The 26,801-nt window shown below is 69.5% G+C and carries 31 protein-coding genes; 15 read left to right on the top strand and 16 right to left on the bottom strand.

Annotated elements, in window-relative coordinates; all coding sequences use genetic code 11:
* Positions 1 to 7: 7 nt before the first annotated feature.
* From IAI54_RS19585 to rimM, 4 genes are all read right to left on the bottom strand, one after another.
* Positions 8 to 319, bottom strand: a complete 312-nt coding sequence (locus tag IAI54_RS19585) for a type II toxin-antitoxin system RelE/ParE family toxin (protein WP_187968783.1) — start codon at positions 317 to 319, stop codon at positions 8 to 10.
* On the bottom strand, positions 309 to 590 hold the full coding sequence (locus IAI54_RS19590; protein ID WP_187968784.1) for a ribbon-helix-helix domain-containing protein: 282 nt from the start codon (positions 588 to 590) through the stop codon (positions 309 to 311). Before IAI54_RS19590 ends, IAI54_RS19585 begins: the two co-directional genes overlap by 11 nt.
* Positions 591 to 763: 173 nt before the next feature.
* The gene (gene trmD, locus IAI54_RS19595; protein ID WP_187968785.1) at positions 764 to 1,447 is read right to left on the bottom strand and encodes a tRNA (guanosine(37)-N1)-methyltransferase TrmD; all 684 of its coding nucleotides are present in this window, start codon (positions 1,445 to 1,447) and stop codon (positions 764 to 766) included.
* On the bottom strand, positions 1,444 to 2,019 hold the full coding sequence (gene rimM, locus IAI54_RS19600; protein ID WP_235679423.1) for a ribosome maturation factor RimM: 576 nt from the start codon (positions 2,017 to 2,019) through the stop codon (positions 1,444 to 1,446). The genes trmD and rimM overlap by 4 nt, the downstream gene beginning before the upstream one ends.
* 174 nt (positions 2,020 to 2,193) lie before the next feature.
* Here rimM and IAI54_RS19605 point away from each other — a divergent pair, with 174 nt between their 5' ends.
* From IAI54_RS19605 to IAI54_RS19615, 3 genes are all read left to right on the top strand, one after another.
* Positions 2,194 to 3,129, top strand: coding sequence for a tyrosine recombinase XerC (locus tag IAI54_RS19605; RefSeq protein ID WP_187968787.1), 936 nt, complete (start codon positions 2,194 to 2,196; stop codon positions 3,127 to 3,129).
* 68 nt (positions 3,130 to 3,197) lie between these two features.
* Positions 3,198 to 4,256 (top strand): TraB/GumN family protein, encoded by a 1,059-nt coding sequence (locus IAI54_RS19610; protein WP_187968788.1) that lies wholly within the window; start codon positions 3,198 to 3,200, stop codon positions 4,254 to 4,256.
* A gap of 113 nt (positions 4,257 to 4,369) precedes the next feature.
* On the top strand, positions 4,370 to 4,825 hold the full coding sequence (locus IAI54_RS19615; RefSeq protein ID WP_187968789.1) for a hypothetical protein: 456 nt from the start codon (positions 4,370 to 4,372) through the stop codon (positions 4,823 to 4,825).
* Between the two features lie 76 nt (positions 4,826 to 4,901).
* On the opposite strand, the gene lpdA is transcribed toward IAI54_RS19615, so the two are convergent.
* From lpdA to hemP, 9 genes are all read right to left on the bottom strand, one after another.
* Entirely contained in the window at positions 4,902 to 6,308 is a 1,407-nt protein-coding gene (gene lpdA / locus IAI54_RS19620) for a dihydrolipoyl dehydrogenase (RefSeq protein ID WP_187968790.1), read from the bottom strand.
* A gap of 24 nt (positions 6,309 to 6,332) precedes the next feature.
* Complete coding sequence (locus IAI54_RS19625) at positions 6,333 to 7,088, bottom strand: SDR family oxidoreductase (RefSeq protein WP_187968791.1); 756 nt, start codon at positions 7,086 to 7,088, stop codon at positions 6,333 to 6,335.
* Positions 7,085 to 7,648 (bottom strand): hypothetical protein, encoded by a 564-nt coding sequence (locus tag IAI54_RS19630; protein WP_235679108.1) that lies wholly within the window; start codon positions 7,646 to 7,648, stop codon positions 7,085 to 7,087. Before IAI54_RS19630 ends, IAI54_RS19625 begins: the two co-directional genes overlap by 4 nt.
* 121 nt (positions 7,649 to 7,769) lie before the next feature.
* Positions 7,770 to 8,852: an HWE histidine kinase domain-containing protein gene (locus tag IAI54_RS19635; protein ID WP_187968792.1), complete on the bottom strand. Its 1,083-nt coding sequence runs from the start codon at positions 8,850 to 8,852 to the stop codon at positions 7,770 to 7,772.
* A gap of 226 nt (positions 8,853 to 9,078) precedes the next feature.
* Positions 9,079 to 9,879, bottom strand: a complete 801-nt coding sequence (locus IAI54_RS19640; RefSeq protein WP_187968793.1) for a heme ABC transporter ATP-binding protein — start codon at positions 9,877 to 9,879, stop codon at positions 9,079 to 9,081.
* Between the two features lie 16 nt (positions 9,880 to 9,895).
* Complete coding sequence (locus IAI54_RS19645) at positions 9,896 to 10,984, bottom strand: FecCD family ABC transporter permease (protein ID WP_187968794.1); 1,089 nt, start codon at positions 10,982 to 10,984, stop codon at positions 9,896 to 9,898.
* A 5-nt stretch (positions 10,985 to 10,989) separates the two neighbouring features.
* Entirely contained in the window at positions 10,990 to 11,916 is a 927-nt protein-coding gene (locus tag IAI54_RS19650) for a heme/hemin ABC transporter substrate-binding protein (RefSeq protein WP_187968795.1), read from the bottom strand.
* 10 nt (positions 11,917 to 11,926) lie between these two features.
* Positions 11,927 to 12,982 carry a hemin-degrading factor gene (locus IAI54_RS19655; RefSeq protein ID WP_420838233.1) on the bottom strand — a complete coding sequence of 352 codons (1,056 nt, stop codon included), beginning with the start codon at positions 12,980 to 12,982 and terminating at the stop codon, positions 11,927 to 11,929.
* Between the two features lie 17 nt (positions 12,983 to 12,999).
* The gene (hemP, locus tag IAI54_RS19660; RefSeq protein WP_187968797.1) at positions 13,000 to 13,233 is read right to left on the bottom strand and encodes a hemin uptake protein HemP; all 234 of its coding nucleotides are present in this window, start codon (positions 13,231 to 13,233) and stop codon (positions 13,000 to 13,002) included.
* Between the two features lie 213 nt (positions 13,234 to 13,446).
* On the opposite strand from hemP, the gene IAI54_RS19665 reads away from it, so the two are divergent.
* The 9 genes from IAI54_RS19665 to IAI54_RS19705 all read left to right on the top strand — a co-directional run bounded on the left by IAI54_RS19665 (position 13,447) and on the right by IAI54_RS19705 (position 20,666).
* Entirely contained in the window at positions 13,447 to 15,615 is a 2,169-nt protein-coding gene (locus IAI54_RS19665) for a TonB-dependent hemoglobin/transferrin/lactoferrin family receptor (protein WP_187968798.1), read from the top strand.
* 1 nt (position 15,616) lies between these two features.
* A complete protein-coding gene (locus IAI54_RS19670; RefSeq protein ID WP_187968799.1) occupies positions 15,617 to 16,063 on the top strand; it encodes a hypothetical protein in 447 nt (148 codons plus the stop codon).
* A 60-nt stretch (positions 16,064 to 16,123) separates the two neighbouring features.
* Positions 16,124 to 16,831 carry a MotA/TolQ/ExbB proton channel family protein gene (locus IAI54_RS19675; RefSeq protein WP_187968800.1) on the top strand — a complete coding sequence of 236 codons (708 nt, stop codon included), beginning with the start codon at positions 16,124 to 16,126 and terminating at the stop codon, positions 16,829 to 16,831.
* Positions 16,821 to 17,207 carry a biopolymer transporter ExbD gene (locus tag IAI54_RS19680; RefSeq protein WP_187968801.1) on the top strand — a complete coding sequence of 129 codons (387 nt, stop codon included), beginning with the start codon at positions 16,821 to 16,823 and terminating at the stop codon, positions 17,205 to 17,207. The genes IAI54_RS19675 and IAI54_RS19680 overlap by 11 nt, the downstream gene beginning before the upstream one ends.
* 4 nt (positions 17,208 to 17,211) lie before the next feature.
* The gene (locus IAI54_RS19685) at positions 17,212 to 17,619 is read left to right on the top strand and encodes an ExbD/TolR family protein (RefSeq protein ID WP_187968802.1); all 408 of its coding nucleotides are present in this window, start codon (positions 17,212 to 17,214) and stop codon (positions 17,617 to 17,619) included.
* A complete protein-coding gene (locus tag IAI54_RS19690) occupies positions 17,616 to 18,860 on the top strand; it encodes an energy transducer TonB family protein (protein WP_187968803.1) in 1,245 nt (414 codons plus the stop codon). The genes IAI54_RS19685 and IAI54_RS19690 overlap by 4 nt, the downstream gene beginning before the upstream one ends.
* Positions 18,861 to 18,968: 108 nt before the next feature.
* Positions 18,969 to 19,511, top strand: coding sequence for a VOC family protein (locus IAI54_RS19695; RefSeq protein WP_187968804.1), 543 nt, complete (start codon positions 18,969 to 18,971; stop codon positions 19,509 to 19,511).
* Positions 19,512 to 19,569: 58 nt separating this feature from the next.
* Positions 19,570 to 20,208, top strand: coding sequence for an alpha/beta hydrolase family protein (locus IAI54_RS19700; RefSeq protein ID WP_187968805.1), 639 nt, complete (start codon positions 19,570 to 19,572; stop codon positions 20,206 to 20,208).
* Entirely contained in the window at positions 20,208 to 20,666 is a 459-nt protein-coding gene (locus tag IAI54_RS19705; RefSeq protein WP_187968806.1) for a metallophosphoesterase family protein, read from the top strand. The genes IAI54_RS19700 and IAI54_RS19705 overlap by 1 nt, the downstream gene beginning before the upstream one ends.
* On the opposite strand, the gene IAI54_RS19710 is transcribed toward IAI54_RS19705, so the two are convergent.
* The 3 genes from IAI54_RS19710 to IAI54_RS19720 form a co-directional block, all read right to left on the bottom strand.
* Positions 20,663 to 21,541, bottom strand: coding sequence for an aldose 1-epimerase family protein (locus IAI54_RS19710; RefSeq protein ID WP_235679109.1), 879 nt, complete (start codon positions 21,539 to 21,541; stop codon positions 20,663 to 20,665). The genes IAI54_RS19705 and IAI54_RS19710 overlap by 4 nt on opposite strands.
* Before the next feature lie 31 nt (positions 21,542 to 21,572).
* Positions 21,573 to 22,283, bottom strand: a complete 711-nt coding sequence (locus IAI54_RS28995) for a DUF930 domain-containing protein (protein ID WP_235679110.1) — start codon at positions 22,281 to 22,283, stop codon at positions 21,573 to 21,575.
* 108 nt (positions 22,284 to 22,391) lie between these two features.
* Entirely contained in the window at positions 22,392 to 23,906 is a 1,515-nt protein-coding gene (locus IAI54_RS19720; protein ID WP_187968808.1) for a PAS domain-containing protein, read from the bottom strand.
* A gap of 352 nt (positions 23,907 to 24,258) precedes the next feature.
* Here IAI54_RS19720 and nirK point away from each other — a divergent pair, with 352 nt between their 5' ends.
* The 3 genes from nirK to IAI54_RS29000 all read left to right on the top strand — a co-directional run bounded on the left by nirK (position 24,259) and on the right by IAI54_RS29000 (position 26,749).
* Complete coding sequence (gene nirK, locus IAI54_RS19725; RefSeq protein ID WP_187968809.1) at positions 24,259 to 25,365, top strand: copper-containing nitrite reductase; 1,107 nt, start codon at positions 24,259 to 24,261, stop codon at positions 25,363 to 25,365.
* Between the two features lie 84 nt (positions 25,366 to 25,449).
* Positions 25,450 to 26,337: an SUMF1/EgtB/PvdO family nonheme iron enzyme gene (locus tag IAI54_RS19730; protein ID WP_187968810.1), complete on the top strand. Its 888-nt coding sequence runs from the start codon at positions 25,450 to 25,452 to the stop codon at positions 26,335 to 26,337.
* Positions 26,338 to 26,365: 28 nt separating this feature from the next.
* On the top strand, positions 26,366 to 26,749 hold the full coding sequence (locus IAI54_RS29000; protein ID WP_235679111.1) for a hypothetical protein: 384 nt from the start codon (positions 26,366 to 26,368) through the stop codon (positions 26,747 to 26,749).
* The last annotated feature ends 52 nt before the right edge of the window (positions 26,750 to 26,801 follow it).

Below are 26,801 nucleotides of genomic sequence, written 5' to 3' on the forward strand. Positions count from 1 at the left end.
ACAGGCCTCAGAACATCGCCGCGAGGTCGCGACGGCCATCGACGACGCGAACGATCTCCACGGTCTCGACCGGGCCCTCATCGGCATCGGGAAGCGTCTGGTACAGGATGACATAGGGAGCCTCCACAAGCATCCGCGCCGACCGGAAAATCTCCGGATGCCGATCGCCGAGACGGGGATGCTCGCGCAGAAGACCGACCTTGGCGCGGATCCTTTCATAGCAGCGCTCGGCGGCGCGCGGCCGGTCGGCTCCGATATGGAGATAGATGCTCTTGACGTCGGCGCGGGCCTTCGGTGTCCAGACGAGCCTAACGGCCATGGCGGCTGATCGACGCCAGTTCCTGACGAGACTCGTCCAGAAGCTGATCGAAGTCGACGTCGGTCGGCTCTCCGCTCGCCGTGCCTTCGGCCCACATCGCCTGCAGCCTCGCGATGTCGCCGCGCCGTTGCAGCCACTTGGCGGACCAGTCCCGCATCGCCTCGCGCACAACTTCGCTGCCGCTGGCATAGGCGCCGCTTCGAACGGCTTCCCGCAGAATCTCGGCATGCTGCGGCGTCATCGAAACGCTGACTTTCTCGACATTCGCCATCAAGCACCTCTGATATGCATCGGTAGTAATAATTACCACCGAGCGACATGTCCGGCAACCCGTCGGTAGGTGGCCTGTCGAGACCCCATGGGCAAGGCAGATGGCGTAGCTCGGCGACTTCGGGGCCACCGGAGGATGGCAGGCGCTTCCGTCCGTGTGCGAATCGATTCAGGCTACTTCCGGATCAGATCCGGCCGCCGCTCCGCCGTCAGCCGTTCCGCATGCTCGCGCCGCCAGGCCGCGATCTTCGCGTGGTTGCCCGACATCAGCACCTCGGGAATCGCGCGCCCCTCCCATTCCGGTGGACGCGTGTAATGCGGGTGCTCGAGCAGCCCGTTCTCGAAGCTCTCCTCGCCGCCGGACGCCTCGTTGCCCATGACGCCGGGCAGGAGCCGCACCACCGCGTCGAGCAGCACCAGCGCCGCCGGCTCGCCGCCCGACAGGACGTAGTCGCCGATCGACACCTCCTCCAGTCCGCGACCCTCGATCACCCGCTGGTCGACGCCCTCGAAGCGCCCGCAGACGATCACCGCGCCCGGACCGGCGGCGAGGTCGCGCACCTTCGCCTGCGTCAGCGGTTTTCCGCGCGGGCTCATCAGGAGGCGCGGCCGCGGATCGTCGGCGGGCGCGGCATGGTCGATGGCTGCCCCCAGCACGTCGGCGCGCAGCACCATGCCCGCCCCGCCGCCGGCCGGCGTGTCGTCCACCGCGCGATGCCGGCCGAGCCCGAAGTCGCGGATCTGCACCGTGTCCAGCGCCCAGTCACCGCGCTCCAGCGCCCGGCCCGCGAGCGACAGGCCGAGCGCGCCCGGAAACATCTCCGGATAGAGCGTCAGAACGGTGGCGCGGAACGTCATCGGCCGCCTCCGGAGGGCTTCGGCCCGCGCGGCCGGTCGGTCCCGCGCGGCGGCCGCCCGTCCTGCGGCGCGTCGTCGTCCTCGTCCTCCACCAGCCCGGCGGCCACCCGGTCGACCGTCATGATGCGCGCCGCGACGTCGATCGCCGGCACCGCCGCCTTCGTGAACGGCACCAGCACCGAACGCGCGCCGGCGAGCGCCACCTCCACGATATCGCCGCCGCCATAGTCGTGCATGGTCCTGACGGTACCGAGCCGCACGCCCTCGGTGTCCACCACCGCGAGCCCGACCAGATCGGCATGGTAGAACTCCTCCTCGTCGGCCACCGGCGGCAACGCGGCGCGGTCGACGAAGAGCTCCGTGCCGGCCAGCGCCTCGGCGGCGTTGCGGTCCTTCACGCCTTCGAAGCGGACGACGACCACTTCCTTCTGCGGCCGCAGGCTCTGCACCTTGAAGGCACGACCGTCGGCGGAAAAGAGCGGGCCATAGTCGCCGAGCGCTTCCGGATCGCCGGTGAAGGACTTGACCCGCACCTCGCCCTTGATGCCGTGCGCGGCGCCGATCACCGCCATCAGGACCGGATTTTCCAGTTTCGTCGTCACGTCGTTGCGTCCCGCTTGGAGATCGAGGGGCAGGAAATCCGCCGTCGCACGCTCTTGCGGCATCGGCGGCGTCTTTGCAATTGCCGCATTCACCATGCGCTAAGGGCCGGCGGGCCATGATGGCGTGCAAGAACCGGAGCCGACATGCAGGAATTCCTCGTCGCCGCGAAGCCCGACCTGATGGAGGCCCGCACCGCCTGGCTCGGCACGCTCGCACGCGAACGGCGGCTCGCCGCCCTCACCGTCGAGGCCTACGAGCGCGACACGCGCCAGTTCTTCCAGTTCCTCACCGGCCATTGCGGCGGCGCGCCCGGGCTGAAGGAGGTCGCCGATCTGCGCCCCGCCGACCTGCGCGCCTTCCTCGCCTGGCGCCGCAAGGACGGCGTCGGAGCCCGCACGGTGAGCCGGGGACTGGCCGCCATCCGCTCCTTCCTGCGCCACCTGGAGCGCAGGGGCCTCGCCAATGCCGCCGGCGCGGCCGCGCTGCGCTCGCCGAAGCTGCCGAAATCGCTGCCGCGCCCGCTCGCTGCCGGCGATGCGCTGCGCGTCGTCTCCGCCGGCGAACAGCTCGCCGAGGAGCCGTGGATCGCCGCCCGCAACGCCGCCGTTCTGACGCTGCTCTACGGCAGCGGGCTGCGCATCTCCGAGGCGCTTGGCCTGACCGCCGGTCAGTTCGATCGCGGCGAGGGCGCGATCCGCGTCACCGGCAAGGGCGGCAAGACGCGGCTCGTCCCGGTGCTTCCCGTCGGGCTGCGGGCCGTGGCGGAATACCGCCGGCTTTGTCCCTGGCATCTTCCGGCCGACGGCGCACTGTTTCGCGGCGCGCGCGGCGGCCCGCTCGACCCGTCGATCGTCCAGCGCGAGATGCGCCGGCTGCGCTCGGCGCTCAACCTGCCCGACAGCGCGACGCCGCACGCGCTGCGCCACTCCTTCGCCACCCACCTGCTCGCCCGCGGCGGCGACCTGCGCACCATCCAGGAACTGCTCGGCCATGCCAGCCTGTCGACCACGCAGGTCTATACCGGCGTCGACACCAGCCGCCTGCTCGACATCTACGACAGCGCCCATCCCCGCGCCTGATCCGCGATGCCGTGAAATCGCCGTCCCGGCTTAACGGTTTCGCCGTCTTCTCGCGCTATGGCTGCAGCATGACACGACGCCTCTTCGTCCATCGCGGTTTCTCGGATCTCGCCCTGCGCCTGCTCGCAGCGGTCAACGTGCTGTTTGCGCTCGGCTTCCTCGCCACGCTGCTGCTCGTCGCCCAGGCGCGCGCCGAAGTCGCCACCTGCGCCGGACGCGATCTTCTCGCGCAGATCGAAACCGGGGAGCCCGCCACCTACACGAGACTGCAGTCGGAAGCGGCGGCGGTTCCCAATGGCAGAGGTCTCCTGTGGAAGGTGGAGAAACCAGGCGTCGAGCCGTCCTGGCTGTTCGGCACAATGCACCTGACCGATCCGCGGGTGACCGACCTCACCCAAGCGGCCCGCGCCGCCTACGAGAGCGCCCGGACCGTCGTCATCGAGACCACCGACATCCTCGACCAGTCGAAGATGATGGCTGCGATGATCGAGCGACCCGACCTGATGATGTACACCGACGGGACGACGCTCACCTCCGGCCTGCCGCCGGAAAAGGCGAAGATCATCGACGACGCCCTGTCGGCCCGCGGCATCCCGCCCGCGAGCGTGGCCCGGATGAAGCCCTGGATGCTTGCCGCGACGCTGTCGATCCCGGCTTGCGAGACCGCGCGCAAGGCGGCGGGATTGCCGATCCTCGACGTCAAGCTCGCCGAAGACGCGAAGGCCGACGGAAAGCCGGTCGAAGGTCTCGAGACCATGATCGGCCAGCTCGACGCGATGGCTTCCCTGCCGCTCTCCATGCACGTCGACGGCCTCATCGCGACGCTCGAACTCGGCGACCGTATCCAGGACGTCTTCGAGACCATGGTCGTTCTCTACGAACGCGAGGATGTGGGCATGATCTGGCCGCTCTTCCGCACCGTCCTGCCTGACGGCGATGCGGCGGCCTACGAGGCGTTCGAAACCGTGATGATCGACGCGCGCAACGCCACCATGCGCGACAACGCTATCCCGTTCCTCGACGCGGGCGGCGCCTTCATCGCGGTCGGCGCCCTGCACCTTCCCGGCGACGGCGGCCTCATCGAGAGGCTGCGCGCAGCCGGCTATTCCGTCACCCCGGCCGGCTGAGCGGACCTTCCGGCGTCTGTAACGTTTTCGACGTCGGTTGTATCGCTTCGTGATGCAACTGCATCCTCCCGCGGCCGTTCTCCTGTCGAAACGGAATCACAGGAGGATGTGCAATGGCTTATCCCGGCAATCGAGATCCCCGCGACCCGCGCAATCCCGAGACGCGTCACGCGGACCGGCTGGTCGATCCGGTCGTTCCCGGTGCGATCGACCGCGACTACGACGATCCGCTGGCCTATGAGGATCCGGCGATCCGCGACAATCCGGCCTATGTGCAGCCACGCGACTACCCCCGCCCCTCCGCGGCTCCCCGCGGTCTGGCGGGCGCCACTCTCGCGGTCGCGATCGTGCTTCTCGCCGTCATCGCCTTCAGTTTCATGGGCGGTGCCGACACCAACGAGACGGCGGTCAACACGCCCGAGGTGACGCAGCCGCTGGGCACCGACGACGCTCCGACGGCCTCGATCACGCCCGACGAGCCGGCCGCAGCCGCGCCTGCCGATGGCGGCGAGACGCTGCCCCCGATCAGCCCGGCCGATCCGGCACAGCCGGTTCAGCCCGCGCAGTAATCGATCCGCAACCTGAAAAAAGGCCCCGGTGCGACCGCACCGGGGCCTTTCGAATGTCGATCTTGCCTCGGATCCCTCAGATGTGGATCGGCTTGAAGAAGGTGGCGAGTGCCGCCTCCTTGACCGTTTCCGACATCGTCGGATGGGCATGGCAGGTGCGCGCGAGGTCTTCCGACGAGCCGCCGAACTCCATCAGCACCGCCGCCTCGTGGATCAGTTCTCCAGCGCCGTGGCCGAGGATGTGGACGCCGAGCACCCGGTCGGTCGTCTTGTCGGCGAGGATCTTCACGAAGCCTTCCGTCTTCAGCATCGCCCGAGCGCGGCCGTTGGCGGAGAAGGGGAACTTGCCGGCCTTGTACTCGATGCCGGCCTTCTTCAGCTCTTCCTCGGTCTTGCCGACGGAGGCGATCTCGGGGCTGGTGTAGACCACGCCCGGGATGACGTCGTGGTTCACGTGGCCGGCCTGCCCGGCGATGATCTCGGCCACCGCGACACCCTCGTCCTCCGCCTTGTGCGCCAGCATCGGCCCCACGATCACGTCGCCGATGGCATAGACGCCGTCGAGCGTGGTCCTGAAGTGACCGTCGGTCTTCACCCGGCCGCGCTCGTCGAGCGCGATTCCGGCCTCTTCGCAGCCGAGGCCCGCGGTGAACGGCTTGCGGCCCGTGGCCACCAGCACGACGTCGGCCTCGATCGCCTGCGCCTCGCCGCCCTTCACGGGCTCGAAGGTCACCGTCGCGCCCGCCTCACCCTTCTCGACGCCGGTAACCTTGGCACCCAGCTTGAAATCGATGCCCTGCTTGCCGAGGATGCGCTGGAACTGCTTGGCCACCTCGCCGTCCATGCCGCCGAGGATCGTGTCGAGATACTCGACCACCGTCACCCTGGCCCCGAGCCGCGCCCAGACCGAGCCGAGCTCCAGCCCGATCACGCCGCCGCCGACGACGACGAGATGACCCGGCACCCTGTCGAGCTCCAGCGCACCGGTGGACGACACGATCACCTTCTCGTCCATCTCCAGGCTGACGCCCGGGATGCCGGCGACGTCGGAACCGGTGGCGATGACGATGTTCTTCGTCTCGATTTCCGAAACGCTGCCGTCCTCGGCCGTCACGGCCACCTTTCCCGCGCCGAGGATGCGGCCGGTGCCGCGGATGCCGTCGATCCTGTTCTTCTTGAACAGGAAGTCGAGCCCCTTGGTGTTCTGGTCGACCGTGTTCTGCCGGTGCGCCATCATCTTCGGCAGGTCGAGCACGGGCTTGCCGGTCGTGAAGCCGAGGTCGTCGAAGCCGTGGCTGGCCTCGGCATAGAGTTCGGTCGCGTGCAGCAGGGCCTTCGAGGGAATGCAGCCGACGTTCACGCAGGTGCCACCGAAGGTCGGCCGCTTCTCCACCACCGCCGTCTTCAGTCCGAGCTGCGCGGCCTTGATGGCGCAGACGTAGCCGCCCGGCCCGCCTCCGATGACGACCACATCATATGCCATGAGAAAACCCTTTCGTTCGCGCGTTCAGCGTCCGCCGCCGACATCCAGAATTGCGCCCGTCGTATAGGACGCTTCGCGTGACAAAAGCCAGAGTATGGGCCATGCAATCTCGTCGGGACTGCCTTCGCGCTTCATCGGGACGAAGCCCTTCATGCGCTCGATGCGGTCCGGCTGACCGCCCGATGCATGGATGTCGGTGGCGATGATTCCGGGACGCACGGCGTTGACTCGGATCCCTTCCTCCGCGAGTTCGCGCGCCAGTCCGATGGTGAAGGTGTCCACCGCGCCCTTCGAGGTGGCGTAGTCGACATATTCGGAGGGACTGCCGAGCGACGCAGCCACCGACGACAGGTTGACGATCGCCCCGCCGGAGCCGCCGTGGCGCGTCGACATCCGCTTCACCGCCTCGCGGGCGCAGAGCATCGTGCCGATCACGTTGACGCGCATCATGCGCTCCAGCCGGGCGAAATCCATCTCGTCCAGCCGCGCCCGCGGCGCCACGATGCCGGCGCTGTTGACCAGCCCATGCAACCGGCCGAAGCGGCCGTCCACCGTCTCGAACAGGGCCAGCACGTCGTCCTCCGATCCGACGTCGCCGCGCACGGCGAAGGCCTCGCCGCCGCCGGCCTCGATCTCGCCCACCAGCGCGTCTGCCGCTTGCCCGTCCCGCGCGTAGTTGACCGCCACCCGCCAGCCGCGCCGCGCCGCATGGCGTGCCACGGCCGCACCGATGCCGCGCCCGCCGCCGGTGATCAGGAGGTTCTGCTTGTCCACCGTCATTCCTGGCACCCGCTGATCTCGAAGACGTCCCACGGGACGATGCTGATCCCCTTTGCCCCGTAGAGCGCGGAGTGGCGCACCGAGGGGCCGAAATCGGGCAGCAGCAGTCTCTCGGCCGCCGGCCCCTCCCGCGGCAGCAGACCCACCTGGCCCGCTGCGTCGACGGTGTAGATGACGCCCTGCCACACGGTGCAGGCCGCGAGTTCCTCGCCCGTCACGTCGCCCTCGGGGCAGTCGCGCATGACGATTCCCGTCGGCCGCGGCACGCCTTCCGTCCACAGCACGACGCCGTCGGCAACCACGTCGTTCTGGGAGAACACCACCCGGAACGCGTTGGTGTGGACGGCCGCGTCCGGTTCCGTGGGGCGGAATTCGATCGAGGCGGCCCGCTCCCGGTCGGTATAGACCGCGAGTTCCTGTGGACAGGCAGCCAGCACCGGCCCTGCCAGCGCGGGAAGAAGGGCACAGACGGCAGCGACGGCCCGCATGGCGCGGCGGGAACGCCCCGATGGCTCTCCCGCGGCGCGGCCGGAACGATCGGTGCGGGACGTTTCGGGCATTCGGTGGTCGGTCCGGGGTCTTGCGTGCATCGCCGACTTTGCCGCCTGCGGCAGGCCCTGTCCACCCGCACGGCCTTTGGTCTGCCGCCGGCTCGCCGCGCGCGCCCGCGAAAGCGGGGCTCTAGAAGCCGGGCGACGCCGCGGTCGCGAGAACGTTGCGCGCATCCATCTCGATGCGGACGACGAGGCCGTCGGGTGCGAAGGTCAGATTCGCATCGCCGCCGAAACTTCCCGCCATGCGGCGGATCAGATCGCTGCCGAAGCCCTGGCTCGACGGCGACACGACCGGTGGCCCGTCCTGTTCGCGCCAGACGAGCTCGATCATCTTCGGCGGCGGCGCATCGCGCTCCCCGCCCGCCGCCTCCATCGGGCGCCACGAGATGTGGATGCGGCCGGCGTCACCCGAAAGCGCGCCGTATTTCAGTGCGTTGGTGGCCAGTTCGTGCAGGATCAGGCTGAGCGGCACGATCGACGCGTCGTTCAGCTCCAGGTCGGGGCCGGACAGGACCAGCCTCTCGCCTTCGGTGACGCCCAGCGGAGCGGTCGCCGCCTGCATCACCGCGCGCATGTCGGCGCTGCCGCCATGCGACGATCCGCGCAGCAGCGAGACCGAACTCCCCATCGCCTGGATCCGCTGCCGGATCTGCGCCCCGAGTTGCTGCGGCGTCGCCGCATGACGCTGCGACAGCGCCACGAGGCCGCTGATCGTCGACAACAGGTTCTTCAGCCGGTGATCCACCTCGGTGGAGACGAGCTGCTGCATGCGAAGATGACGGGTCAGTTCCTCGTGCGCGCGCACCTGCGCGGCATAGGCGGCGAGCAGAAGCTGCAGCAGGCCGAGATCGATGCCGATGACGACGAAGTAGAAGCAGAGCGCGGTGATCGACTGCGACGTCAGCGCGAAGCTCTCGGCCGGCAGGATGAACCAGTACCAGGCGACCAGCGCCGAGATCGCCGTGTTCATCAGCGCCGGATAGATGCCGAAGAAGAAGCCGGTGAGCACCACGGCGGGAAAGAAGGTCAGGTAGGGGAAGCCGGGCGGCAGATAGGGATCGACTGCGAATCGCGCGACGATCGCCGCGAGGACGATCGCCAGCGAGCCGGCATAGGCCACCACCCGGTCCCGGGGGGTCGCGCGCTCGACGGTGGCGCGGAATGCCGGGAGATGCGACAGCAGCGACGGAAGCCGGTCGGTCGGCGACACGGACGCGTCTCCCGCCGGCTGCGGGTTTGCGGACCCGCGTTTCATATTGTCGACCGGTGCCACCATGAAGACCGACATGTCCCTTGTGCGGCGCTAGAACCTTCCCCTAGCGCCTCGGACCGGGCTTTGCAGCAAGTTTTTCGATGCTTGCGCCTCCGAAAGATGGATGACGGCGCCGAGGCGGGCTGCTCGCCGGAGCCGTCTCCGTCATGCCCGTCCGGTCGCGTCAACCCGCCGCGCGTGCTACCGACTGCGGCAGGAGATAGGGCATGCCGCTCGGCGGCAGAGCGTTCACCCTGAGGTCGCACTCGAAGACCCGCGCGATCAGGTCGTCGCGCAGCACGTCGGTCGGCGTGCCGGCCGCCGCGATCCGGCCCCGGTGCATGACGTAGATGCGGTCGGAATACATCGCCGCGAGATTGAGGTCGTGCAGGACGGCGATCACCCCGCCGCCCCGGCGGGCGAAGTCGCGCGCGATGCTCATGATCACGAGCTGGTGCTTGATGTCGAGGCTGGAGACCGGCTCGTCGAGGATCAGATAGCGCGGCGCGCCGTCCAGCACCGGCGCCCAGACCTGGCAGAGCACCCGCGCCAGCTGGACGCGCTGCTGCTCGCCGCCGGACAGCTCCTGGTAGAGCCGTCCGGCGAAGCCTTCGAGATCCACCCTGGCCAGCGCCCGCTCGGGCAACCGCGCGTCCTCGCCCGGCAGCACGCCGGACCGGCCGGCCGTGAGGCCGAGCTTCACCACTTCGCGGACGGTGAAGGGAAAGGCCAGCGTCGCAGCCTGCGGCAGCACCGCCCGCATGCCGGCGAGCTGCCATGGCTTCGCGCGCTTGATGTCGTGCCCGCCGATGCGGATCTCGCCCTCATGGTCGAGATCGCCCGACAGCGCGCGCAGGAAGGTCGTCTTGCCCGAGCCGTTCGGGCCGACGATCGACACGAACGCGCCCGGCACCGCCTCGAAGTCGGCTCCGGTCACGATCCGCTTCGGTCCGATGTGGACGGAGACGTTCCTTGCTTCGATCACGGCCGGTCTCCGGGCATCACAGGTCGAGGAGTCCGCGCCGACGCAGCAGGATCCACAGAAAGAAGGGCGCGCCGACGGCGGCGGTGACGATGCCGATCGGCAGTTCGGCCGGCGCCACGATGGTGCGGCTGACGGCATCGGCGACCAGCAGCAGGCACGCGCCGAGCAGCGCCGATGCCGGCAGCAGGTAGCGGTGGTCCGGGCCTATCACGAGCCGCAGCAGATGCGGAACGACGATGCCGACGAAGCCGATGCCGCCCGACACGGCGACCGAGGCGCCGACGGCCGCGGCGACCATCACGATCGCCACGTTCTTCAGCCGCTGGACGGGAACGCCGAGGTGGTAGGCCGTCGTCTCGCCGAGGCTGAGCCCGTTCAGTCCGCGCGCCAGGAACGGCGAGGCCACCAGCGCCAGCGCGATGATCGGACCGGCCGCCGCGATCTTCGTCCAGGTCGCGCCGGCGAGCGAGCCGAGGTTCCAGAAGGTCAGGTCGCGCAGCTGCCGGTCGTCGGCGACATAGACGAGCAGGCCCGATGCCGCGCCCGCCAGCGCACCGAGCGCGATGCCGGCGAGCAGCATGGTCGCGACCGAGGTCTGGCCGCGCCGCGTGGCGACCCGGTAGAGGATCAGCGTCGTCGCCAGCCCGCCGAGGAAGGCCGCGAAGGGCAGAGCGTAGATGCCGAAGGCCGTCGTGACCGGTGCCAGGAAACCCGCACCCAGCACGATGATGCCGATCGCCCCGAGACCGGCGCCGGCCGAGACGCCGACGAGCCCGGGATCCGCGAGCGGATTGCGAAACAGGCCCTGCATGACGGCACCCGAGACGGCAAGCGATGCGCCGATCAGCATGCCGAGGATCACCCGCGGCAGGCGGATGTCCCAGACGATGATGCGGTCGCGGGCCGGCACGTTCTCGGCGCCGCCGGAAACCATGTCGAGGACGACGCCGAGCGCCGATGCGTCCGACGCGCCCCAGCCGAGGCTGGCGATTGCGATCGCGACCAGCATTGCAGCGCACAGCAGGATCGCCAGCCGCGCGCGACCGCTGCGGTCGCCTTCGGGTCGGCGCCGCGCAGCCGGCACGTCGATAGCGTGGTCCGTCATCGCGGTCAGTCGCCTGTGCCGTCGCCGTAGAGATCGGCGGCGAGATCGCGCGCGGCCTGCGCCGTGCGCGGGCCGAAGCCGAGCAGGTAGAGCCCGTCCATGGCGATCACGTCGCCGTTCTCGCCGGCCGGCGTCGCCGCGATGGCCGGATGCGCGATCAGCTCGTCGCGCGAGATGGCGAGGTCGCCCTCGCGCGCCATCACCAGAACCACGTCCGGCTGCGCCTCGATCACGGCTTCGTCGGTCAGCTGACGATAGCCGGTGAAGCCGCCGACCGCGTTTTCGGCGCCCGCCATCGCTAGGATTCCGGCCGCCGCCGTGCCCTCGCCCGAAGCCAGGATCTTGCCGCCCTGCAGGCTGAGCACGAAGAGCACGCGCTTGCGCTCGGCGATGCCGGCTGCCGCGGCGGTCGCCTTTCCGAGATCGGCGGCGACCTCGGCCTCGAAGCGCTTCGTTTCGGCGGGCAGCCCCAGCGCCTCGCCCACCGCGCGGATCTTGGCCAGGATGCCGTCGCTGTCGAAACGCTCCGGCACAAAGACCAGCGGCACGCTCGCCTTGCGCAGCACGTTCACCGCTTCCGGCGGTCCGCTGCCCTCGAGCAGCAGGATCGCATCCGGCTGCACGGAGAGCACACCCTCGGGCGACAGCGCCCGCATGTAGCCGACATCCGGCAGCGCGACCGCCTCGGCGGGGAAGGTGCTGGTCGAGTCGCGCGCCACCAGCCGGTCCTGCGCACCCAGCGCATAGACGATCTCGGTCAGCGAGCCGCCGACCGACACGATGCGCTTCGCTTCGGCCGGAATGGTTTCGACCTGCGAGGCGCGCGCGCTGTCGCCGCGCTCGGGCGCCACCAGCGGCACCAGGGTCAGGCCAAGCGTGAAGCAGACGGCACCGGCGCGGCGCAGCACGCGCCGCGGAATGGATACGGTCATGACGGTCTCCTCAGGCTGCGGACGACTGCGGCACCCGCGGCAGGCCCTCGACGATGCCGCGCCACTCGCGCCGCTCGTCTGTTCCTTCCTTCCGCTGGCCGAAGAACTGGATGATCATCGAGCCGTCGGCGCCATAGGCCTCGATCGACGAGACGTGCCCGTCGACGTTCGGCTTGCGCACCGCCCACACGTCGGTGATGTGGTCGGTCCGCAGGTGCAGGTGGAAGGTCGGGTCGAGCACGTTGATCCAGGGACCCATCGGCTTGATCTCGGCGATCGGGCCGGAGTGGATCTGGATGCAGCCGCCATTGCCGACGAAGCACATGATCGGCAGCGCCTCGTCGGCCGCCAGCCGCATCACCGCCGGCACGGCCTCGTCATCGATGCGCCAGGCGAATTCGGGCCCGACCAGTTCCACCGCCTGCCGGCGCGAGAGCTTCAGGTCGCGCAGGATGCCGACGAACTGGTGCACGTCGGTCATGCGGGCCCAGCGCTCGCGCAGATCGTCGGCATGCGGGCGGGCCGCGTCGTCGTTGTCTGCGATCTTCAGAGGCTTCGCGGCCACCGCTACCGCGTCGGACTGGTCGTCCGTCAGCATCGATGCCACCAGCGCCTCGTAGGCGTCGACGTTCGAGGCCTCGCGCAGGTGCAGCTTGTGCACCGCCTCGCCAGCGGCGTCGAAGAACTGCAGGCTGCGCCTCATTTCGGCGCCCTCGCCCTTTTCGACTGCGAAACCGTGCACCCAGTCGCGCGGGAAGATGCGCAGGTCGATCTGTGACCCGAGCACCATGGACGCGTGCTTGCCCAGCACCGGTTTCTCGTAGGTTCCGATCTTCTCGTGCACCGCGCTTTCGTTGCGCGTCAGCGCCATCACCTCGCCGAGCGCGGGCGCACCGGTCAGAAAAGCGTCGACGTCGGCACGGATGCGCCGCACCCCGGCGCCGCAGGACGCGGCCACGAGATCCGCTTCCGAGATGCCGAGCTGTTTGGCCACGTCGCGCTCCCGCGCTTTCGGATTGTCCGCGCGGGCGCGGCGGATCTCGGCCGGAGAGGGCTTGGTGGTCATCGAGGTCATTCAGGCACCTACTTGTTGAGGATGAGCTTGCCCTGGCGGGTGATCTTGAGCCGGTAGAAGGCGCCGTGGTGCTCGATCCCGATCTCGTGCTCGCCCAGGAACAGCGACTGGCTGGTCAGCGTGCGCACCTGCGGCCGCGCGGCCTCGTAGGTGCGCTGCTGGCGGTCCTGGTCGTGCGGCGCGGCATAGGGCGCCCGCTCGCGGCGGTCGGTGAAGTCGGCACGATTGAAGTGTCGGGTCATGGCTGACGGGACCTCTGTTCGCACCTGGCTTGCCTGAAGGCTGGCTGGGCGTGTCGGAATGCGCGATTGATTTCTTGACAGCTATTATCAGGTTTAATACGGAACGCAATACCGGAGTGCGTGACTCAAGTTTGACGCATCCGACAGAGAGACACAAGCGAGCAAGCCGCTCAGGCCAGCCAGCGTGAAGCCGAACGAACAGGAGTATGGGGTATGAGGCTGCTGAGCCGGAATGCGACGAGACTGCTGGGGAGCGCCGCGCTGTGCGCAGCCGCCACCGTCGGCATCGCGCACGCGCAGGACGACACGAACAAGCCGGTTGAAACGGCCGCGCAGAAGCAGGAACGCGTCACCGCGCTGCAGCGCCTGATCCTCGGCGCGGGCGTCGAGAAGGTGGCCATCGACACGCCGCAGTCGGTGACGGTCGTCGAGCAGGAAGACATCGACCAGTTGCAGCCGCAGACCATCGGCGACGTCATGCGCTCGATTCCCGGCGTCAACGTCACGGGATCCGACCGCCTGCTCGGCCAGAGCTTCAACATCCGCGGCATCGGCGCCCCGGAGAACGCCGGCGACGGCGGACGCATCATCATCAACGTCGACGGCGTGCAGAAATTCTACGAGCAGTACCGGCTCGGCTCGTTCTTCTCCGATCCGGAGCTCTACAAGCGCGTCGAGGTTCTGCGCGGCCCCGCCTCGTCCACCCTCTACGGGTCGGGCGCGCTCGGCGGCGTCATCAACTTCGAGACCAAGGATGCCTCCGACTTCATCGCCGAAGGCGAGACGACCGCCGTGCGGCTGAAGTCCAGCTGGAGCAGCAACGGAAATTCCTGGCTGAACTCCTCCACCTTTGCGCAGCGCTTCGCCAACGGTGCGGACCTGCTCGTCACCGGCAACTACCGCGCGGCCGACACCTATCAGGACGGCGCCGGCAAGGAGATGGTGGGCTCGAACTTCCGCGCCTGGTCCGGCCTGGTCAAGAGCACCTTCGACGTGGGCGACGAAGGCCGCGTGAGCGCTTCCTACCAGCGCTGGGACTCCAACCTCGACGACCAGCAGCTGTCGCAGACCAGCACGGCCGCGTTCTTCGGCCTGATCGACCGTCACGTCATCGACCAGACCGCGATCCTCTCCTACGAGAACCCCTTCTCGGGCAACGACATGCTGGACGTGAAGGTCTCGGCCTCCTACTCGAGCACCAGCAACCGGCAGCGCAACGCCGACCTGCGGCCGTCCTGCTCGGCCGGGTCCTTCGCCATCGTCTGCGATTCCGACTACGCCTACGACACCTGGCAATTCAACGCCCAGAACACGATGCAGTGGAGCGGCGCGAACTGGGAGAACTTCCTGACGGTCGGCTCGCAGACCACCTACCAGTCGCGCGTCGCCGATGCCCGGCTCAACGACGGCACGCCGCTGCCGGTCCGGTTCCACCCCGAGGGCACCGATCTCAAGACCGGCGTCTTCGTCCAGAACGAATTCATCTGGAACGAGAAGCTGACGCTCATCCCCGGCGTCCGGCTCGACTGGCACCGGCTGTCGCCGGGCGACGGTGTGGTGGACTACAACGGCAACGTTCCGGGCAATTCCGACGATACTGCCATCTCGCCGAAGATCGCGGCGCACTACAAGTTCAACGACACCATCGCCGTCTTCGGATCGATCGCCCATACCGAGCGCTTCCCGACCATCGACGAGGTCTTCTCGACCACGAGTTCATCGTCGACGTTCCTGCCGAGCCTCAGCCTCGAGAAGGAGAAGTCGAACAACTTCGAAGCCGGTGTCGCTCTTTCCGGCTACGAACTGATCCAGGCGGGCGATGCCGCGCAGATCAAGGTCACCGGCTTCTACAACGACGTGAAGGACCTGATCGCGCTGCGGTCGGGCATGGTGTCCGGCCAGAACAACAAAGAGGGCTACATCAACATCTCGAACGCCGAAATCTACGGCTTCGAGGTCGAGTCGGCCTATGACAGCGACTTCGTGTTCGTCAACGCGGCCTATTCCTATGTCGTCGGCAAGAACAAGGACACCGGCGCCTACCTGACCACGATCGCCCCGCACGAGCTGTCCTTCACGCTCGGCGGCAAGCTGCCGCAGCACGACCTCAAGTTCGGCTGGCGTACGCGCATCGTCGCCGATCCGCAGGACGAGAAGCTCCGCTCCGACGTGTCCCTCGGCAACTCGACCCGCTACGCCACCGCCTTCGACGTCCACGACGTCTTCCTGACCTGGAAGCCGGACGAGGGCCAGATGAAGGGTTGGGAGCTGAATGCCGGCGTCGATAACCTCTTCGACCAGGACTACAAGGAGTTCCTGAACAACGACCGCGCCATCGGCCGCACGTTCAAGCTCTCCCTCGCCAAGCAGATCGGGTGGTGAGATGAAAAAGGCAGCGGTATCCCGACGCATTCTGACCGCGTTCATGGCGGTGTCGCTGCCTGCGGGCGGGGCGGCGCTGGCCGAGGAGCCGGCGCCCGCCCCCTCGCTCCGCCTCGAGTTCAACGGGCTCGAGCCGTCCACGGCCGGCTGCCGGCTGACCTTCGTGGTCGAGAACGGCCTCGGCGCCGCACTCGACCGCGCCGCCTTCGAGATCGTGCTGTTCAACGGCAAGGGCCTGGTCGACCGCCTCACCGTGCTCGACTTCAAGGACCTGCCGGCGGGCAAGACCAAGGTGCGCCAGTTCGATCTGCCGGGCGCCGACTGCACCGGCATCGGCCGCGTGCTGGTCAACGACGCTGTCGCCTGCGAGGGCGCGGGCGTCGAGCCCACCGCCTGCATCCGCAGCCTGAAGGCGGAGACGAAGTCGGACATCTCCTTCGGGAGCTGACGCGCCGGCCGGGCCGCTTCGGCACGGTCTCAGACGATTAGACGAGCAACGGGTAAAGCCATGACCGAAGACATCATCCAGCAGATCCGCGACCTCCTGGCGCTGGGCGGCCCCGTCGTCGTCATCCTCCTCGTGCTCTCGGTGATCGCGCTCGCGCTCATCCTGCTCAAGCTCGTGCAGTTCTGGCGCGAGCGTGTCGGCTTTCACGGCCGGTCCGAGCGTGCCATGTATCTCTGGGTGCACGGCAATGCGGTCGAGGCGCGGCGGGTGGCCGAGGAGGACCGGTCGGCCGTCGGGGCCGCGCTCGCCACGGCCATGCGTCTGTCGATGGGCCGCAACCTTCCCCGGCAGGTCGTCGAGGAGGAGGTCGGGCGCGTCGCGCTGCGGCGGCTGCACGAACTCCAGCGCGGCTTCCGCGCGCTCGATGCGATCGCCCAGATCTCGCCTTTGCTCGGCCTCTTCGGCACCGTGCTCGGCATGATCGAGGCCTTCCGCCAGCTCCAGGGCGCCGGCAGCGCCGTCGATCCGTCGATCCTCGCCGGCGGCATCTGGGTCGCGCTGCTCACCACCGCGGCCGGCCTCGCCGTCGCCATGCCGGTCTCGCTGGTGCTCACCTGGTTCGAGACCCGCGTCGAGAACGAGCGCGTGGCGATCGAGACCACCGCCACCGGCTTCTTCTCGCAGACGGCGATGGGCGACCTTCGCGCCGCCTCCGGCAACGCCCAGCCGTCCGCGCCGATGATGGCGGCACCGGCCCATGCGCATTGAGGCCGCGACCCTCCGCAGGCGCAGGCCGATCTCGGTCACGTCGCTCATCGACGTGATCTTCCTGCTCCTGCTGTTCTTCATGCTCACCTCCACCTTCGCCAAGTTCGCCGAAGTCGAGATCACCGGCGGCCGCGCCGGGCAGGGTGCCGCCGGCGGCGTTCCGGACGTCATCATCCGCCTCGTCGACGAGGAATGGTCGGTCAACGGCCTGCGCCTGCCGCGCGAGCAGGCGCTGGCCGAACTCGTCCGGCTGCAGGACGCCGGCGCGGCGTCGGCCGTCATCCTCGTACGCGAAGGGCTGACCTCGCAGGCCCTGGTCGGCGCGGTCGAAGCGATCCGCGGCGCCACGCGTCTCAATCTCCAGGTCGCGAGGTGATCAAATGCGCCTTGCCCGCCCCCCGAAGCGCAGCCCGCAGGAAAGCACGATCACGCTGATCAACGTGGTCTTCCTGATGCTGGTCTTCTTCCTGATCGCCGGCACGCTGACGCCGCCGCTCGACAAGGACGTGACGCTGATCTCGACGCTGCAATCCGAGCAGGCCGAGCCGCCGGACGCGCTCTTCGTCACCGCCGACGGCGTCATGCGCGCGCGCGGCGCCGAGGTGACCGCGCCCGACTACGTCGCCGCCGTCCGCCAGAAGGAGCTGCTGCTGCCGGAAGACCCGGTGACGGTGAAGATCGCTGCCGATCGCGAACTGCCCGCCGAGCGGCTGATCGCCATCGTCGGCGAACTGCGCGATGCCGGCGCCACCCGGATCACCGTCGTGACCGAACGGGCGATGCCATGAGACGCAGCCTGAAATGGACCGTCGCCATCCTCGCCTCCGGCATGCTGCATGCCGGCGCCGCCGCCTGGCTGCTGCGCGAGACGCCGGACGAGGTGCTGATCGAGGGCGCGGCGTCGATGGAGATCGCGCTGCTCGGCTCCATGGAGGACGCCGTCTCCGCGGGCGAGGACGTCGAGGCGGACGTCGCTCCCCCGGTCGAGGACGTCGCCGAGACGATCGAGCCGCAGCCGTCGGAACGACCGGTCGCGCCGACGCGCACGGCGATGGCCGAGACGGTCGAGACGCCGCCGCCTGCGGAGACTGCCCAGGCCGAGCCCGTGCAGGCCGCACCCTCGCCGGTCGTCGAGGCGATCGAGCCGGACGAGGCGCTGCCCGCCCAGGTGAACCTGCCGGCGCAGGCGGTCGAACCGGCCGAGACGGCGGAACCGGTCGACGTCGCGGCTGCGGCGACGGTCGTCCCGGAGGACGAGGCCGAAGAGGTCGAGCCCGCGGCCCGGGCGGTGCCGGTCGAGCCGGTGGCTGAACCGGCGCAGGCCGAGCCCGAGACCCTTCAGTCCGTCGAACCGGACGTCGCCGAGCCGCAGGTCGAGCCGGAGCCGGCACCCGAGATCGTGACCGCGCTGGCGGTCGTTCCGCCGGTCGCGGAAGCGCTCGAGCCGGAGGAACCCGTCGAGACGGTCGATGCCGTGGACGAGATCCCGTTGCCGGAGGACGTTCCGCTGCCGACCGCCCGTCCCGAGCCGCCGGCGGTGCCCGAACCGCCCGTCGTGCGCGAGGCCGTCGTCCGGCCGGCGATCGTCGAGCCCCGTGCGCAGCGCCGTCCCGCCCCCCAGCGCACCATCGGCTCCGGCGGCAAGCAGGACCGCGATTCGCGCCGCGGCCAGGCCGACGGCAGCGAGCGCGGCAAGGCGGATGCCGGCGGCACGGGCCGCGGCGGCGGCGAGGCCGGCAATGCCGCCGTCTCCAATTATCCGGGCCAGATCCACTCGAAGCTGCGCCGCGCCGTCCGTTCTGTCTCCCGCGGTGCCCGTCGCGGCGCCCAGCGCGACGTGCACGTCGCCTTCGTCGTCACGGCCAATGGCGGGCTGCGATCGGTCCGCATCAGCCAGAGTTCCGGCTCGCCGGACCTCGACGAGGCCGCGCTCGCTTCCGTACGTCGTGCCGCACCCTTCCCGCCGATCCCGGCCGGCGCGGGCCGCAACAGCTGGTCCTTCTCCGTGCCGCTCGGCCTGGCGCGCTGAACCCCGACCCGACGGCGCGGCTCACCCTGCCGCGCCGGCTTGATCTGGATCAAGGCCGCCTCATCCCCCTCCAATTAGTTACAGTCGCAACTAATTGGAGGATACGCCATGCAACTCGCCGGAATTCACCACGTCGCCTATCGCTGCCGCGACGCCAGGCAGACGGTCCACTGGTACACGACGATGCTCGGCATGGGCTTCGTGCTGGCGATCGCCGAGGACCACGTCCCCTCCACGCACGAGCCCGATCCCTACATGCACGTCTTCCTCGATGCCGGGAACGGCAACGTGCTCGCCTTCTTCGAACTGCCGACGAAGCCGGAGATGGGCCGCGACGAGAATACGCCGAAATGGGTCCAGCACATCGCCTTCAAGGTGAAGGACCGCGAGGCGCTCCTCGCCTGCAAGGCGCATCTGGAGAAGAACGGCGTCGACGTGCTCGGCGTCACCGACCATTCGATCTTCCACTCGATCTATTTCTTCGACCCGAACGGCCACCGCATCGAACTCGCCTGCCCCGACCCGGAGGAGGAGGCCCTGATCAAGCGTCTCGATGCCGTCAAATGGGACATGCTGGAGGAGTGGAGCCGCACGAAGAAGGCGCCGCGCCACGCCGACTGGCTGCACGCGAAGGAACTGGCGAGCGTCTGACCGCCCGCGGTTGCGCCGCCGCACCCGCGTCTCTAGCATTCGCGGAACGGAGGCGCGCATGGCGACCGACTTCATCCTCGACGGCGCGGACGGCGCCCCGGCAACGGTGCTGCTCGCGCATGGCGCGGGCGCACCGATGGACGCGCCCGCCATGACCGCCATCGCGACGGCCCTTGCCGGAGCCGGCCTGCGGGTCGCCCGCTTCGAATTCGCCTACATGGCCGCCCGCCGCTCGGGCACACGCAAGCCGCCGCCCCGCGCGGAAACCCTGCTGCCCGAATACAGCGCCGCGATCGAGGCGCTGGCGACCCCCGGACCCCTCGTCATCGGCGGCAAGTCCATGGGCGGCCGCGTCGCCTCCATGCTCGCCGACGAGCTCTTCGCCGCGCGGCGCATCGCCGGCCTGCTCTGCCTCGGCTATCCCTTCCATCCGCCGGGCCGGCCGGACAGGCTGCGCACCGCCCATCTGGAAGCGATGGCGACGCCGGCCCTGATCTGCCAGGGCACCCGCGACCCCTTCGGTACCCGCGAGGAGGTCGTCGGCTACGCCCTGTCGCCCTCGATCGACATCCTCTGGCTGGAGGACGGCGACCACGACCTGAAGCCGCGCAAATCCGTCTCCGGCTTCACCGCCGCAGATCATCTGAAGACGATGGCCGATGCGTCGACGCGGTGGATCGCGCGGATCACGGCCTGATGCGGATCGGCATCCTCTCCGACACCCACGGCCTGCTGCGGCCCGAAGTCCTTCCCGCACTGTCGGGCGTCGGGCACATCCTGCACGCGGGCGACATCGGCCGCCCGGACATCGTGCCGGCGCTCGCGGCGATCGCCCCCGTCACCGCCGTCCGCGGCAATGTCGACACGCAGGCCTGGGCACAGGCCTTTCCCGAAACCGTTTCGCTCCACCTCGCCGGCCGCCGCATCCTGATGCTGCACGACCGCAAGGCCCTCGATCGCGACCCCGCCGACGACGGCGTCGACCTCGTCGTGTCGGGCCATTCGCACCGCCCCGGCGTCGAGACGCCGGCAGGCGTTCTCCATCTCAATCCCGGCAGCTGCGGCCCGCGCCGCTTCCGCCTGCCGGTGACGCTGGCGCTGCTGGACCTCGCGGTGCGGCCGCTGTCGCCGGAATTCGTGACACTGGTCGACTAGACCGGCCCGCCGGCGGTCTCGAAGCCGTAGCGCACCGCGTGCCGCCCGACCTCGCCCGGCTCGAGCCGCCGCATCGATGGCTTGTCCGCGAGCTCGCCCGAAAAGCCGACCGGATCGCCATGGCCCGTCCAGCTCTCGATCGACACGAAGGGCGCCGGTGGCCGCGACCAGATCGCGCAATGCGCGAAGTCCTCCCAGTCGACGCGCAGGGCCGAACCATCCGGCGCGGCGTAGCGCAGGCTGCGGCTGCGCACGCCGAGGAAGCACAGCGCCTCCTGCGCCAGCACGGCGTCGCTCAGCGCCAGCCGGCCGCCATCGAGCGGAACCGGTCGCCGCGCGTCCGAGAACAGCCCGCCCGGCGCGATCACCGGCACGCTCGGCTCTTCCGCCGCCTCGAACGTGATCGCGTGACCCTCGCGGTCGCCGCCGGAAAGCGGCCAGCGGAAACCCGGGTGGATGCCCACCGCATAGGGCATGACCCGTTCGTCGCGGTTCTCCACCGCGAAGTCCACGGCGAGCGATGGTCCCGCGAGCCGGTAGCGAACCGTCAGCACGAACCGGAAGGGGTAATGGACCGCGGTCGCCGCACTCTCGCAGAGGCGCAGCACCGCCTGCTGCCCGTCACGGTCGACGAGTTCGAAATCGAGCCCTGCCGCAAAGCCATGCACCGGCATCGGATGGGTCTGCCCGTCGATCCGCACCATCCCGCCGCGCGCCCAGCCGACGACGGGAAACAGGATCGGGCTCACCGCCGGCCAGACCGAAGGGTCGGGCGCCCAGGTCAGCGCTCGCCCGCCGACCGACCAGTGCACCAGTTCAGCGCCGCGCCGGGCGATCACCGCCCGGCTGTCGCCATCCACGAGTTCGATCTGCATCGCTCCGTCCATCCCTGCGCCGTCGCCGCCATCAATCCGCCGGACCGTCGCCGGCCGCAAGAGAGTGCTCTTCCCATTCGCTCTCCGGGATCAGCTCGCCCAGCACGAATTCGAAGGCCACCACGGCTTCCATGTCGGCGGCGACCTCGCATCTGTAGCGCATCGCGTACCAGGCCTGATGATCGCGCAGCGCCGCGCCGTCGGCCACCAGGGTGAAGCCGGTCAGCGCGATGTCGCCCATCGCGTAGGCGACGACGAAGTCGGGCTCGAATGCCGGCTTCCAGGCATGGACCTGCTCCATGGCCTCGAGATTGCACAGCTGGATGATCCGTTCGTCCGGATAGAGCTTGCGCCACTCGCGCAGCGCGTCGGCGCTGCGGGGATCGGCGAGCGCGCGGGCGGCGAGCATCGTCCTCGCCCGGACCACCCCGCCGTCCGGCGCCGCCCGGCCCTGGGAAGCCTCCGGCGGTTCGGCTGCCGCCTGAGGCGCCGCGACGGGCTCGCCTGCGGGTTGCGCCTCGCTTGCCGCGGGCGTCGCCGGCATCGCCTCGACCAGGATCTCGACGCTCACCGTCTGTTCCGCGGGACGCGGCAGCCGCCGCTCGGGCGCCAGCAGCAGGGCAAGGGTCAGGGCCAGGAGATGAAGCGCCACCGAGACCAGGAGAGCGCGCCAGGGCGGCACCCGCTCCGCGGGACCGGTCGCCAGCCTCACCCTCTCCCCGTCGGTCGGCATCCCGGCCATGCAACCTCCGGGCATTCCCGTCGCCCCCTGGCGACGCGCCGCGTGCATTCCCCTCATTGGAAACGATCTTGGCGAGGATGCGGCGAAGGCGGGAAAACGGGCCCCTGCCTATTCGGGCTCCTCGCCCATGCTGGCGAAGTCGGCCTCGATCCGGCAGACCACGCCGTCCGCCTCGTAGTCGACGACGACGGTGCTGCTCACGGTCCCCGCGAGGCCGGCCCGGATCAGCCGCGTTCCCGCTCCGCTGCGCGACGGCGCGGAGACAGGCGGGCCGCCCGTCTCCCGCCAGATGAGCGCGAAGCGGCGAGCCTCCCCATGGCCCGCCACGTCCCAGGCGACATGGACGCGGCCGCTCTCGCTCGACAGCGCGCCGTATTTGACGGCGTTGGTGGTCAGTTCGTGCAGGATCAGCGACAGAGACAGCGCCGGCCGCGAGGCGATCTCGACATCCGGCCCCTCGATCCTGAAACGCTGCAGCTGCCCGTGCTCGTGGATCTCGGCGGTCATCCGCACGATCTCCCGCACCGAGGTCAGCCCGGTGGTTCCGGTGATCAGGCTCTCATGCGCGCGCGACAGCGCCTGCAGCCGCCCGGCGATCGTCGCGCCGGCCGTGGCGATGTCCTGCGAGGCCCGGATCGTCTGGTTGACGATCGCCTGCACCATCGCCAGCTGGTTCTTCAGGCGGTGGCCCAGTTCGCGGTGGCGCAGCGACTGCAGCCGCTCGGCCTCCACCTGGTCCGTCACGTCGTGGCCCTGGACGAAGATGCCGCTCACGCCGCCGTCCTCGCTCAGGATCGGCTGGTAGACGAAATCGATGTGGTGCCGGCGCGGTTCGGGGTTGCCGGGCTGCCGGAGCATCACCGGAACGTGCCGGCCGATATAGGCTTCGCCCGAGGCATAGACCTGGTTCAGGAGATCGATGAAGCCCTGCCCCACCACCTCCGGCAGCGCCTGTGCAACCGTCAGCCCGACGAGTTCCCGGCCGCCGACCAGGCTGCGATAGGCGTCGTTGGCGAGCAGGAACGTGTGCGCCGGCCCGGCCAGGATGCCGATGAAGCCGGGCGCCTGCTTGAACATGTCGCGCAGCAGCTTGCGTTCGGCGTCGATGGCCTGGTTCGCCGCCTGCACCTCGCGGGCGCGATGCAGCACGCCCGCCTCCACGAACAATTCGTGCGCCCCGCGCTCGCGCAGCCTCTGCAGCTCCGAGATGTCGACCGTGTGCTGCAGGATGTAGCGGAACGTGCCGTCCCGATCGAAAATCGGCGTATGCGTCGCGCTCCAGTAGCGCATGTTGGGCGGCGCGCCCGGTTCGGACGTGTCATAGGGGATGACCGCGATGTGGTCGGGCTCGTGCGTGGCCAGCACGCGGTCGAGCGACCGGCGCAGCAGGCGGTAGCTGGCACTGTCGGGCGAACTGGGAAACGCTTCGAACAGGTGACGGCCGACGATCTCCTCCCGGCCGGCGCGCCCGACGACCTTCAGGTAGGCCAGGTTGCAGCCGACGATCGTCAGCGCCTCGTCGAAAATGACGTAGGCGTTGGGCGAGGCGTTGAAAAGGGCTCCAAGATCCAGCGCGTGGAGATCGGCATTTCGAAACAGGCTGCGTCTCCGGGCGTCGGGCAATGATCGGTTTGCGACACTAGACCCCTCTCGCCACGAGGTCCATGCTGACGAAACGTCAACCGGACGAGAATGTTTCAGCCGCTCTTCGGCAGGTGCCGGGGTCGGCGCGCGGGAGTCCGGAAGCCTTGGTGCCCCGCGGCCGGCTGCTCCGACAGCAGCGGCCCGACCACCACGCCCCGGCGCCGGCCCGCCTGTAAGATCGCCCGGCACGGCAGGTTCATCGTACGGTTTTCCCGATCCGCCCCGCCTTCGATCAACCGATCGCCTGCGAGTTTGCTCCGGCACAAAGAGCCGCGCCGGCCTTCGTCTATGCTCCTCCCATCGACAACCGATGATCCGAAGGAGAAAGACAATGTTCACGCGTCGCCAGGCACTGATGGGGGTGGCGACTGCCGGTCTTCTGGCCGCGATGCCGCGGATGACGGCCGCAACGGCCGCAGAGATCGATCTGTCCGCGCTGCCGCGCCAGAGGGTCGCGCTCGTCGCGCCGCCCTTCGTGCACGCGCACGAGCAGGTGGCCACGTCCGGCCCCCGGATCATCGAATACACCATGACCATCGAGGAAAAGACCGTCGTCATCGATGACGAGGGCACCACGCTGCAGGGCATGACCTTCAACGGCTCGATCCCCGGCCCCATGATGGTGGTCCACCAGGGCGACTACGTCGAGCTGACGCTGGTCAATCCGGAGACCAACTCGCTGCCGCACAACATCGACTTCCATGCCGCGACCGGCGGTCTCGGCGGCGGCGCGCTGACGCTGATCAACCCCGGCGAGCAGACCACCCTGCGCTTCAAGGCGACGCGCACCGGCACCTTCGTCTATCACTGCGCCCCGGAGGGCGCGATGATTCCCTGGCACGTCGTGTCCGGCATGAGCGGCACCATCATGGTGCTGCCGCGCGACGGCCTCAAGGACGAGACCGGCAGGCCGCTGCACTACGACAAGGTGTTCTATGTCGGCGAGAACGATTTCTACGTCCCGCGCGACGAGGAGGGCAACTTCAAGAGCTACGAGAGCCCGGGCGAGGCCTACGCCGACACGCTGCCGGTCATGCGCGGCCTGATCCCGACCCATGTCGTCTTCAACGGCGCCAAGGGCGCCCTCACCGGCGACAACGCGATGACCTCGAAGGTCGGCGAGACCGTGCTGATCGTCCATTCCCAGGCCAACCGCGACACGCGGCCCCACCTGATCGGCGGCCATGGCGACTACGTCTGGGAAGAGGGCAAGTTCGACAACCCGCCCCGGAAGGACCTCGAGACCTGGTTCATCCGCGGCGGCTCGGCGGGTGCGGCGCTCTACACCTTCCTGCAGCCCGGCATCTACGCCTATGTCAACCACAACCTGATCGAGGCGGTCGAACTCGGCGCCACGGCCCACTTCGTGGTCGAGGGCGAGTGGAACGAAGACCTGATGAAGCAGGTCGCCGCACCCGGCCCGATCCCGCTGAACTGACGCTCGCGGATCGGCCGCCCGATCCCGGGCGGCCGACGGCGAGACGGCCCGCGCCGCGGGCCGCCCCGTATCAGGAGAAGACCCATGCCCTGGCATCTCGCCGAAGCGGCCGCCGGCAGCGTCGCCGCGGTCGCGCTCTCCCTCGCCGCCTTCGCCACCCACGACCTCGATCGCGCGGCCGGTCCTGGCGCCGAGCCGGCGACCGTGACCATACCGGCGACCCGCCTCTCCTTCCCCGAACCGGGCGAGTTCCTGGTCGAGGGCCGCCCGGTTCCGGCTCCGCTGCGCGACGCGGCCGTTCCGGCCTTCCGTATCATGACGCACCAGGTCCGCCTTGCCGACTATGGCCGCTGCGTCGCCGCCGGCCGCTGCCTGGCCGCCGACGCGGCCGCGCCCGACGCCGCGAACGACGTCCCCGCGACCGGCGTCAGCCATGTCGACGCGCTCGCCTACGCCGCCTGGCTCGGCGAGGCGACCGGCGCGACATGGCGCCTGCCTTCGGCGCTGGAAGCCGCCGCCGCCGCCGGCGAGCGCTTTGCCGCCGGGACCTTCTCCGATGCGGCGGATGATCCGAAGAATCCCGCCGTGGCCTGGATCCGGCGCTATCGCGAGGAGGCCGCCTCGAAGCGACCTCCCGACCCCGCGCCGAGGCCGATCGGCCAGTACGGCGTCAACGCGCTTGGCGTCGCCGATTTCGGCGGCAACGTCTGGGAATGGACCTCCACCTGCTACGTCCGGGTCAGTCTCGACACCGACCGCGTCACCGAACGCAGTCGCACCGAAAACTGCCGCGTCCACGTGCTGGAAGGCCGCCACCGCGCCATCATGTCCGACTTCGTGCGCGACGGCCGCAGCGGCGGCTGCGCCGTCGGCGCCCCGCCCGACAATCTCGGCTTCCGCCTCGTCCGCGAGCCCGGCCTGCCGCTCGTCGCCGGCCTGAAGCACCGGGTCGCCGGTCTCTTCGGCGGCTGAACCACACGATCACCGGAAAGGCTGTCTCATGCACCCGTCCCGCGCCCCCCTGTCTCCCTCCCTCATCGCGGCGCCGCCGACGGTCGGTTCGGTAATCACGCGCCTGCGCCGGGCCATCGGAGATGCCGGTCTCGACTGCGTCTGCCGCGATGCCGCCGACGCTGCGCTCGACCGATGCGACGCCGAAGAAGATCTGCGCTGCCGCGCCGCCGGTCTTGCCGATGCCAGGCGCATGCGCGACGCGATCGTCCTGGTTCTCGGCCTGCTGTCCGATCTCGACGAACTGACGCCGGACGAGCCGGATCGCTCGGCCTTCCGGTCCGCCGCCGACCTGTTCCAGGACATCGCCGACTTCGCCGCTTTCGCGGCCGTCGCCGCCGGAAGAGCGGCCGGTCGGGGAGAACCCCTGTGAGCGCCGCTGTACCTGCCGCCGATCGCTCCGTGCCGCGTCGGCTCGCCCAGTC

This window comes from Aquibium microcysteis (assembly GCF_014495845.1).
In the GTDB taxonomy this organism is placed as follows: Bacteria; Pseudomonadota; Alphaproteobacteria; order Rhizobiales; family Rhizobiaceae; genus Aquibium; species Aquibium microcysteis.